The following is a 9,927-nucleotide window of genomic DNA, read 5'->3' as shown; positions in this document are numbered from 1 at the left end:
GAAACGCCCCAACACAAACTGATTTTCCTACGTACAGAAACCCATCCAACCTACCTTGTACTCAAAAGCGAAGGCACAACTGCGGGGTCAGCCGAAGCCATGAGACAACTAGCGTGAACTTTCGCTAGCTGGCTCATGGCGGGAGGCAATCCCCCACGTGCCGCAGCGTTGATAGAAAGCCGACCTGCACTAACTTCAGTACCGTAAATAAAGTCGAGCAACGAAAACAACACCGATTTCTAAACATTCCATCAATAATTTCTTGCATTAGACAACAAATACCCTTATACTATTTTTCAAGATGGAAAACGAATAGACACACTCTTATCAAGAGCGGCGGAGGGAATAGGCCCTGTGATGCCCGGCAACCGGCGAAAGCAAAGGTGCTACTTCCTACAGACTGGTAACAGTTTGGAAGATAAGGGGGAAAAGCGAAAGCACAGCCCTCTTCTTATTAAGGAAGAAGGGCTTTTTGTATAACTAAGAGGCTTCGTACCATCAATACATTAAAAGGAGAATGGTTATGACGAACTTGCAGCCTGAAACGATATTATTACACGGAGGACAAAAGCCGGATCCTGAAACAGGTTCACGCGCTTTGCCAATTCATCGTACAACTTCTTATGTATTTAAAAACACGGAACACGCACAGAACTTATTTGCCTTGAAAGAAGCAGGCAATATTTATACACGAATCACAAACCCGACAGTAGCTGTTTTTGAAGAGCGCGTGGCGTCACTTGAAGGCGGTACTGCTGCAGTAGCATTGTCTTCTGGAATGGCGGCGATTGCTTTTTCAATTATGAACATTGCCGGCGCGGGCGATGAAATCGTTGCGGCTAGTAATCTATATGGCGGTACATACAACTTATTCGTAGTAACATTGCCTCGTTATGGCATCACAGTGAAGTTTGTTGATGCATCAGATCCGAAAAACTTCGAAGCGGCAATTACGGATAAAACGAAAGCGTTGTTTGCCGAAACAATCGGTAATCCAAGCTTGCAAGTTCTTGACGTAGAAGCTGTTGCGAAAATAGCGCATGATAACGGGCTGCCGTTGTTAGTTGATAACACATTCCCATCTCCATACGGTTCCAATCCGATTGAATTTGGAGCGGATGTTGTCATTCATTCCGCAACGAAATGGATTGGTGGACACGGTACGACAATAGGGGGAGTCGCTGTTGATGCGGGTACATTTGATTGGACACAAGGGAGATTCCCTGGATTTACAGAACCGGATGAATCGTATCATGGGCTACGCTACGGTATCGACACAGCGGGTGCTGCGTTTGCGACGAAACTTCGTGTACAATTATTGCGTGATTTCGGACCTTGCCTAGCGCCGGACAGTGCATTCAACTTACTACAAGGACTAGAGACGCTACATTTACGCGTGCCTCGTCACAATGAAAATGCACAAAAAGTAGCAGCGTTCTTACAACAACATCCTGCAGTAGAGTGGGTAACATACACAGGTCTTGAAGATCACCCAACAGCAGATTTGGCGAAAAAGCATTTGAAGAATGGCTTTGGTTCGATTATCGTCTTCGGCATCAAAGGCGGTCGTGATGCAGGACGTCAAGTAATCGACAACGTAGAAATTTGGTCACACGTGGCGAACGTTGGAGATGCAAAGTCACTTATCATTCATCCGGCATCGACTACACATCAGCAGTTATCCGCAGAAGACTTGAAGAACTCTGGCGTTAGTGAAGAATTGATTCGTCTATCAGTAGGATTAGAATCAGTAGAAGATATTATCGCGGATTTGAAACAAGCGATTGAGAAAGCTACGCATTAATTAAATAAAAAAGGAAAACCATTGTGCGATTTCAGCCAATGGTTTTCCTTTTTATTATGGTCTTTTAACCCGTTTTCGCTCTTCCTTTAATGATTTAAAGAGCGAGACAATCATCATAATGAGTATGACGGAAAACGGTAAGGCGGCTATGATAATGACGTTTTGCAAGGCGCCTAGGCCACCGACATACAACAGAATAATCGCGATAGAAGATTGAATGACACCCCAGACGATTTTTAAATTATTAGGCGGTGTCAGTGATCCGTACGACGATTGCATACCGAGTACGAACGTTGCTGAATCTGCTGAAGTGATGAAGAACGAAATTATTAGCAAGATAGCAATCATTGAAATGACAAATGACCAAGGTAATCCGCTAAACATTTCAAAAATCGTCAACTCTGTCGCACTAGAAGCGAGATCTATAACTCCTGCTCTTTGCGTCTCAATCGCGGTCGTACCGAATGCGGCGAACCAAATTGCACTCAATACGGTAGGAACGACCAGTACACCAATCATAAACTCACGAATGGTTCGACCTTTTGAAACACGGGCGATGAACATCCCGACAAATGGAGACCAAGCCATCCACCAAGCCCAATAAAAGAGTGTCCAACTATTCAACCAAGAACGGTTTTCAGGTGTTAAAGGTGCGGTACGGAAACTCAATCGGATGAGGTTTTCCAAATAGCCTCCTATAGAATCCGTAAACATATTAAAAATCAGTAAGGTAGGTCCAAGTGCAATAATGAAGATCAATAGCGCAAGTGCCAAGAACATATTGGCATTGGATAAAATTTTGATTCCTTTTCCGAGTCCACTCCAAGCAGAAATTAGGAATAGTACGGTCACAACTGAGATAATAACGAACTGTGACCAAAATCCAATCGGTATATCAAATAAATAATTGAGTCCGGCATTGATTTGTACGGCTCCGAATCCGAGTGATGTTGCTACGCCGAAAACGGTCGCGAAAATAGCGAAGACATCAATTATTGTACCAAGTGGTCCATCTACACGATCTCCAAAAATCGGGCGAAGGGTAGCTGAGATTAACCCTGGTTGTCCTTTGCGGAACTGGAAGTAGGCAAGTGCTAAAGCGGTCATTCCATAAACAGACCAGGCGTGGAAGCCCCAGTGGAAAAATGTTTCGCGCATCGCCTCTTTGTAGGATGCTTTCGTCTCAGGTGCTGTCGTGGCGGGATCTACCGCATAATGCGACAAAGGCTCAGCAGCTCCGTAAAAGACTAAACCGATGCCCATTCCAGCAGAAAATAACATCGCAAGCCAAGAAATCATCGAAAACTGCGGACGATCCTTCTCTTTCCCTAAACGAATTCTGCCGATAGGACTGAAAATCAGAAAAACTGAAACGAAAAACAGCATAGACACAGTTAGTAAGTAATACCAGCCAAAAGAGTCAGAGATGAAATTCTTAATAGTAGACGTAATTTCTTCAAAATGAATAGGTGCAATGACACCATATCCGACCGCCAATAGGACAGCCGCTAATGTAATATAAAATGTGATCGAAACTTTTTTCATATATCCCCCTTGTGAAATATATTTGTATATATGTATTGCGTAACCGAAAAGCGAGCATATACATTTAAGCTTATCCAATTGAAACATACAACAAACGTAAATAACAACTATTTTTCATTCAACATTTAACGTGTAACTTGTAGCCATGCTATACTAAAGAAACGAAACAGATGAGGAGGAGATTTTCATGCAATATTCACAACCTAAAATGCTACAGCTCGTCAAGCACAGTGCAGAGCTTAACAGACAATTGAAAACGATCATGAAAGAGCATGAACTAGAAAAGAGCTTCGCCTTGAAGGCTTTGTATCATTCAGTAGTAAAAGATGGCGGGAAATATCAGAGAGATTATCAGGAACTATAATTGATTTCTTATTCATGCGTTTCTACTATAAAAGCTATTTAGCAAAACAGCAGGCGGATTAACAGGATTCGTCTGTTGTTTTGCTATTTCTAAATATAGTAGTTAGTTCCGCAATATTCTATGCTATACCACTCGATGCGTTTAGTGGAATATACTGGTTGACCCCATAGTCTGCAAAGATGAAAAAGGAATCAGGTGAAAATCCCGGGCGGTCCGGCCACTGTAAATGGTCAGCAAGTAGTTTAGTGAATTCTCAAATTGAGAAAGTATCAGAGTAAAGGAAAAGGGATAGTAAACAGTAAGTACCTAATTTTTATGAAGTAGCTTTTGGCTGGTATGAGTCCGGTATTCTATCGGACTCATGCCAGCCAATTTTTGCTTCATGCACTAGTAGTTATAATAACTATACGCACAATGTATCGCGGCTCTGACAATCTGAAGTACCTTTTCTAAAGGTTTCATCATAAAGTCGAGAGTGGGGTGCATTTCATGTATAGAGGAATTTATTTTGCTAGTACTTACTTAACTTTTTTATCCCATTCTTCGATATTCCATAAAACACCGAATCCGTGATGTCCAAGTGTGCGCATGCTGATTCCTGACACATTTTCATTGACACCGTATAGAGCCTGGAGATAAACGAGAAAGTTGTAAGGCGGATCAGTTGTTAGTTCATCTTGGAATTGATGATAATAAGCCTTTCTTTCATCTTGATTTACCGTTGTTCTAGCTTTTAATAGCAATTCATCGACTTTGGTATTCTGGTAGGAACCGAAATTGTATTGTCCGTCTCCTATTTCATCACTGTGAAACAGGCGGTACGTATGGTCATCGGGATCAAATTCACTGCCCCAGCCTATAATCAACGCTTCTTCACCATCATATTTGATGGCATGCTGGTCGACAGGTTTTGGTTTGGCAACTATGCCAAACGGTTTAAGTTGTTCAGAGACGACATTAGCAAGTGCAACACGTACGGTGTCTTGAATTGGAGAGACTAGCTCAAATTCAAACCGTTGTCCATCTTTTGTAAGTACACCTTGCTGATCTTTGACCCATCCGGCTTCTGCTAAAAGTTGCTCGGCTTTTTGTGGGTTATAAGTGTATCCTTCTGTCTTAGAAGTTCCAGCCCATGATTTTTGCAAAGGCCCATATGCGGCTTCTCCTTTGCCAGCCAATATCCCCTTCACCAATTCATCCCGGTTTACAGCATAATTCATCGCTTGACGGATCCGTTTATCTTGGAATAAAGGAAGATCAAAGTTATACATCACTGCACGATAGTCTGCCGTAGGAATTTCATGCACAGAGTAAGGATCACCTTTTTTCGAGCTGGCCAATTGGTTAGGTTCTACGAGAGCTAAATCGATTTCACCAGTCTTCAATTGGAGTATCCGTGTGTTGGCATCTGGAACTGATTTAAAAACGACTTCATCTAATTTAGGGGCGGTTCCATAATACCCTTCGTTGCGCTCCAATATAATCGTATGATCAGCATCCCATTTCTTCAATTTGAAAGGCCCATTACCAACAGGGTTTTGATTGAATTCTGTTGTATTAAGGTCTTCACCTTGCAGCAGGTGTTCAGGAACAATACCGACTTTCAATTTGTCGAGAAGGGGAGGGAAGGGTCGGTGCAATGTCATCTCAATTTCATAGTCACCTATGACTTCCACTGACGCAATCTCGTTAAACTCACCAGAAATGGGGGTATTGGTTTTAGGATTTCTGATTTGGTCAAACGTAAATTTTACATCTCTTGCTGTTACCGGTTCTCCATCCTGCCATGTTGCGTCTTGACGGAGTGCAAAGAGATAAGTTAATTGATCATCCGAAACTTTCCAGCTTTCCGCCAAATCGGGAGTCACTTCGTTTTCCGCATTAGGTTTTGTTAATCCACGAAAAAGAAGGGTGTCTATTTCTTGGCTCTCATCCAAAACTGGATTGATTTTCTCAATCTCTGAATTCATTCCATAAATGAGCTGTTTAGTTGTTGTTGAAGCTGCTGAATTACTATTTTCCTGGCTGCACCCGGCTAGACTAAGCAAGGCGATCACTAGAGAAACTATCCACATTTTTTTATTCATGAATTTCCACCTTCATTAATTTTTTTTTGTTTCTATGAGCTTCTAACCCCGGCATTCGGGATAAAAGAAGTTTCGTATAGGGATTAGTTGTCGAAAGCATGTCATTTGCATACCTTTCTTCCGTAATAGACCCTTTTACCATTACGTAGATTCGTTGAGAGATGGCGAGGGCGACTTGAATGTCATGGGTAATGAATAAAACGGCAAGATTTTCTTTCTCATTAATTGACTGAATCAGTGTAATCAACTTAGCTTGTGAGCTCATGTCCAAGTTTGCAAAAGGTTCATCCAGCACAATCAGTTCGGGTTCTATTAACAATGCACGGGCCAATGCCGCACGTTGCCGCATGCCACCCGACAATTCGTGGGGGTATAGTTTGGCATCGGAAGAAGACAATCCAACTTGTTGAAGCACAGCCTGTACTCGCTCCCTTTTTCCGTTTTTTTCCTCTTTCTCGTAGTCCAATCCTTCGCCAATAATTTTTTCGATCGTCCAGCGTTGATTGAATGAAGCAAGTGGGTCTTGATGTACCCATTGGATGCCCCTGCGAAAAGGTTGTTTTCCAAGCCAATGGACCGTTCCACTTGTACAAGTTTCTAATTGAAGCATTAACCGGGATAATGTACTTTTGCCACCACCACTTTCACCGATTAAGCCAACAATTTCTCCTTGCGCTACATGTAGTGATACATCTGTCACAGCAGGGATTACTTCTTGTTTAAACCAATTTTTCTTTATATAGTTTTTTGTTACATTCTCAACTTTAATAAGTAGGTCGTTGCTAGACTGCTTTACCAATTGATTGGGACGAGAAAGCAATAAATAATCTGCCAGTAATTGCTTAGCTTGGTGCGAACGAGGGGCGGTTAATAATTGGCTAGCCGGAGACCACTCCGCTATTTTTCCATTGCTCATTACAATTACATCATCCGCAATTTCCGATACAACACCAAGGTCGTGGGAGATGAATAAAACTGAGCTCCCCGATTGTGTCTTCCAGTCTTTGATTAGTTGAATTATTTCAGCTTGAGTTTGTAAATCGAGCGCAGTCGTCGGCTCATCAGCGATCAATAAAGAAGGATTCATAGCAATAGCCAGAGCTAATTGAACCCGCTGCCTCATACCGCCTGAAAGCTCATGGGGATACGAGTTGAAAACTTTTTCAGCATCACCTAGTTTCATCTGGCGAAGCAAATATAGCGCCTGTTCTTTGGCGTCTTTTTTGGATAAAGAAGAATGAGTAGTAAATAACTCTAAAAAATGACGGCCAATGGTTTGGATCGGATCAAATGTCTGCCAAGTGTCTTGAAAGACAATGCCGATTTCTTTCCCAAGATAATGCCTTCTCTGTTTGTTTGTCATGGAAAAAACATGTTCTCCAGAGAATGTAACAGAACCAGCGAGAACAGAGATATCCTCTGGTAGCAAATCAATGAGGGCCCGTGCAGTTAAACTTTTTCCTGAGCCACTCTCACCAATAATGGCCGTTACACGATCTTTTCGAACAGCAAAAGAGATATCTGAGACGATTACTTGCTGTTGCTTGGCTAGTGTTAGTCGGTCGACTTCAAGAAGAAATCCACTCATTTTTATCCCCCTTTCTAAACTGCGGAGCTGCTAAGTGATCCTGCAGTCTGTCACCAAGAAAGTTGACAGCAAGGATGGTGTACATGATGCAACCGGCAGGAAATACGGCTAGCCACCAGGCTCCTGAAAGCAAATGAGTCTGAGCACCCATCAGCATATTGCCCCATGAAGGTTCTTGAGGAGGAATACCGATGCCCAAAAAGCTGAGTGTGGCTTCTGCAAGAATCGCATGGCTGATTCCACTGACGGCAAGCACAATAATGGTTGGTGTGCACTGGGGCAACATATGCCGTCGCAGCAATTGGAAAGGTGAAGCCCCTATCACTGTGGAAGCCTGAATGAACACATCCTTTTTCATAGCCATGAGTTCTGTGCGGATTAAACGTGCAATTGGCATCCAGCTCGTCAGGCTAATCACTAAAATAATGGACAGCAAACTTGATGGAAACACCATTTGCAGCCCAATCATTAATAGTAGAGAAGGGATGCTTAAGAGAGCATCGATTAGGCGCATCATTAACCGATCAATTCCACCCCCTACCAACCCACTGACGGCACCGTATAGGACTCCAGCTGCAACAGAAACGAGCATCGCAGCCGCCCCGACAACAATAGAAACCCGACCGCCATATAAAAGGCGAGAAAACACATCCCGACCAAGTTCATCTGTGCCGAGCAAATGAGCGGAACTTGGAGGCTGCAGGACACTGTTCATTTGAACTGCTAGTGGGTCATGGACCGCAAGCAATGGAGCAAACAGAATGAGAGTGAGAAGCAAACTAAATGAAGCAATAGTAAGTGTAATAAACCAACGACGTTTTATGTTCATCATTTCCCCTCTTCGAGCACTTGATTGCGTAGCCGTGGATCAATCCAGGCGCAAAGAAGATCTACAAGTAAATTAACAAGTATGACAAATACCATACTTAGCATGATTATAGCCAATAAGACCGGATAATCATGCGCCAGTGCTGACTTCAATGCCAGACGACCAAGGCCTGGCCAGGAAAAAATCGTTTCCACTACAACCGAGCTTGCCAAAGAAACAGCAAGGGAAATACCAGTATAGGACAACAAAGGTATAGAGGCATTAGGCAGGAGATGTTTTTTTAATATGGACCATTCTGAAAAACCGCGTGCTTTTAAAGCAAATATAAATCCACTGTTTTTAGTAATAATAATGTGATTTCGTATAAGCCGGAGAAAGTAACCGGCATGTGCTAAAGCTAGGACGAGCGAAGGCAGTAAAATATAGCGGATTTGTCCGTTGCCCATTCCAGATGTTGGCAGAATGCCCAAGTAAACGGAGAAAAATATCATGAGCATCAAAGCGAACCAAAAAGGAGGGATGGACAAGAAGATGAAACTGATAATCGTTACCACGTGATCATACAGCGAACGGTGCTTTAAGCCGGTGGACACACCGAAAACCACGGCCAGTAAAAGTATGAGGAACTGAGATGATAGTAATAATAAAAATGTTGGCTGTAATGATCCTGCGACTACTGTTGCGGCATCCACTCCTGAAATGGTAGATTGTCCCCATTCACCTTGAAAAACTTGTCCTAGCCACTTTACATACTGCATTGGAAGGGATTCATCGAGCCCTAAATTTTCTATAATACGAAGCCGATCAGCGTCACTTAATTTTTGTAACTGATCTCCATACATAGCCGCGGCCGGATCACCAGGAAGGGTGCGGATAAATGCAAAGCAAAGCATGCTACCAATAATTAAAACAAAAAGTGATTCAACGATTCGCTTTATAATAAAACGTCCCATTTTGTTCCTGCTTTCTATGAAAAAGATAGTAGATTTTTGATGGTGAAAGCGCCAAACACAAAGTCTCATTCTACCATATAGACAGCTCTTTTAAAAATCTTAACGCATTTGAGCTTGGTCAGTGGTGTAGTCGACTTCCCGGGTGGAATTTGTGGTGAATAGCGACTATTTGAGTCCAATCCAAACTTTTTTAAAGTCTAGACCGTCAAATAACTAGAACATGAACGCGACATGTTGAAAAGTGAAGAAGGTGAATGCTTTGTCATGACAAAAACAGAAAAATTCAAGCTTATAGAGAAATTTATAATAGAAAATCAAGAATCCCATTACCGGCTTGCCTACAGCTATGTAAGAAACAAAGAGAATGCACTTGATATTGTGCAAGATTCGATTTTTAAAGCACTACAATCCATTGATCGTCTAGATGAAATCAACTATTTAAAGACTTGGTTTTATCGGATACTGGTAAACACCTCCATCGATTTTATTCGGAAACATCAGCGTGTACTAGTGATGGATGATGAGGTTTTGGATGGATATTTACCACAAACAGAAGACCGACAGATAGATCTAGATTTACTAGACGCACTGGATGCGCTCAGTGCTTATGAAAAGTCATTAATTATCTTACGTTTTTTTGAAGACTTGAAGATTGAAGAGGTAGCAGCTGTTTTAGACGAGAATGTTAATACGATAAAAACTAAGCTTTACCGAACATTAAGGAAATTACGTATAGAAATTGGAGAGGAGAATTAGG

At 42.2% G+C, this 9,927-nt stretch carries 8 protein-coding genes and 1 riboswitch; of the genes, 3 read left to right on the top strand and 5 right to left on the bottom strand.

What is annotated here, in order from left to right; all coding sequences use genetic code 11:
* The first annotated feature begins 321 nt into the window (after window positions 1-321).
* Window positions 322-425, top strand: a riboswitch (SAM riboswitch).
* 98 nt (window positions 426-523) lie between these two features.
* The gene (locus tag CSV79_RS10210; protein WP_099688947.1) at window positions 524-1,804 is read left to right on the top strand and encodes an O-acetylhomoserine aminocarboxypropyltransferase/cysteine synthase family protein; all 1,281 of its coding nucleotides are present in this window, start codon (window positions 524-526) and stop codon (window positions 1,802-1,804) included.
* Between the two features lie 54 nt (window positions 1,805-1,858).
* Here the strand turns inward: CSV79_RS10210 and CSV79_RS10205 are convergent, their stop codons facing one another.
* Complete coding sequence (locus tag CSV79_RS10205; protein ID WP_099688946.1) at window positions 1,859-3,349, bottom strand: glycine betaine uptake BCCT transporter; 1,491 nt, start codon at window positions 3,347-3,349, stop codon at window positions 1,859-1,861.
* Window positions 3,350-3,536: 187 nt separating this feature from the next.
* Between CSV79_RS10205 and CSV79_RS17010 the strand changes: the two genes are divergently transcribed.
* Window positions 3,537-3,713: a hypothetical protein gene (locus tag CSV79_RS17010; protein ID WP_099688945.1), complete on the top strand. Its 177-nt coding sequence runs from the start codon at window positions 3,537-3,539 to the stop codon at window positions 3,711-3,713.
* A gap of 518 nt (window positions 3,714-4,231) precedes the next feature.
* Here CSV79_RS17010 and CSV79_RS10195 read toward each other — a convergent pair.
* From CSV79_RS10195 to CSV79_RS10180, 4 genes are read right to left on the bottom strand one after another with little or no spacing between them, the layout of a single operon-like run.
* The gene (locus CSV79_RS10195; protein WP_099688944.1) at window positions 4,232-5,800 is read right to left on the bottom strand and encodes an ABC transporter substrate-binding protein; all 1,569 of its coding nucleotides are present in this window, start codon (window positions 5,798-5,800) and stop codon (window positions 4,232-4,234) included.
* The gene (locus CSV79_RS10190) at window positions 5,793-7,388 is read right to left on the bottom strand and encodes an ATP-binding cassette domain-containing protein (protein WP_099688943.1); all 1,596 of its coding nucleotides are present in this window, start codon (window positions 7,386-7,388) and stop codon (window positions 5,793-5,795) included. The genes CSV79_RS10195 and CSV79_RS10190 overlap by 8 nt, the downstream gene beginning before the upstream one ends.
* Entirely contained in the window at window positions 7,369-8,220 is an 852-nt protein-coding gene (locus CSV79_RS10185) for an ABC transporter permease (RefSeq protein ID WP_233201416.1), read from the bottom strand. The genes CSV79_RS10190 and CSV79_RS10185 overlap by 20 nt, the downstream gene beginning before the upstream one ends.
* Window positions 8,217-9,170, bottom strand: coding sequence for an ABC transporter permease (locus tag CSV79_RS10180; RefSeq protein WP_099688941.1), 954 nt, complete (start codon window positions 9,168-9,170; stop codon window positions 8,217-8,219). The genes CSV79_RS10185 and CSV79_RS10180 overlap by 4 nt, the downstream gene beginning before the upstream one ends.
* 264 nt (window positions 9,171-9,434) lie before the next feature.
* Here CSV79_RS10180 and CSV79_RS10175 point away from each other — a divergent pair, with 264 nt between their 5' ends.
* A complete protein-coding gene (locus tag CSV79_RS10175; RefSeq protein WP_233201415.1) occupies window positions 9,435-9,926 on the top strand; it encodes an RNA polymerase sigma factor SigV in 492 nt (163 codons plus the stop codon).
* Window position 9,927 lies beyond the last annotated feature (1 nt).

Source organism: Sporosarcina sp. P13 (assembly GCF_002743055.1).
GTDB lineage: Bacteria > Bacillota > Bacilli > Bacillales_A > Planococcaceae > Sporosarcina.
The sequence above is the reverse complement of the archived record's forward strand: the minus strand, read 5'-3'. Positions and strand labels throughout refer to the sequence as shown.

What these genes read in the sequence shown, in the direction of transcription:
- CSV79_RS10210 (WP_099688947.1), top strand. Translation starts at nt 524, where the DNA reads ATGACGAACTTGCAGCCTGAAACGATATTATTACACGGAGGACAAAAG.
- CSV79_RS10205 (WP_099688946.1), bottom strand. Translation starts at nt 3,349, where the DNA reads ATGAAAAAAGTTTCGATCACATTTTATATTACATTAGCGGCTGTCCTA.
- CSV79_RS17010 (WP_099688945.1), top strand. Translation starts at nt 3,537, where the DNA reads ATGCAATATTCACAACCTAAAATGCTACAGCTCGTCAAGCACAGTGCA.
- CSV79_RS10195 (WP_099688944.1), bottom strand. Translation starts at nt 5,800, where the DNA reads ATGAATAAAAAAATGTGGATAGTTTCTCTAGTGATCGCCTTGCTTAGT.
- CSV79_RS10190 (WP_099688943.1), bottom strand. Translation starts at nt 7,388, where the DNA reads ATGAGTGGATTTCTTCTTGAAGTCGACCGACTAACACTAGCCAAGCAA.
- CSV79_RS10185 (WP_233201416.1), bottom strand. Translation starts at nt 8,220, where the DNA reads ATGATGAACATAAAACGTCGTTGGTTTATTACACTTACTATTGCTTCA.
- CSV79_RS10180 (WP_099688941.1), bottom strand. Translation starts at nt 9,170, where the DNA reads ATGGGACGTTTTATTATAAAGCGAATCGTTGAATCACTTTTTGTTTTA.
- CSV79_RS10175 (WP_233201415.1), top strand. Translation starts at nt 9,435, where the DNA reads ATGACAAAAACAGAAAAATTCAAGCTTATAGAGAAATTTATAATAGAA.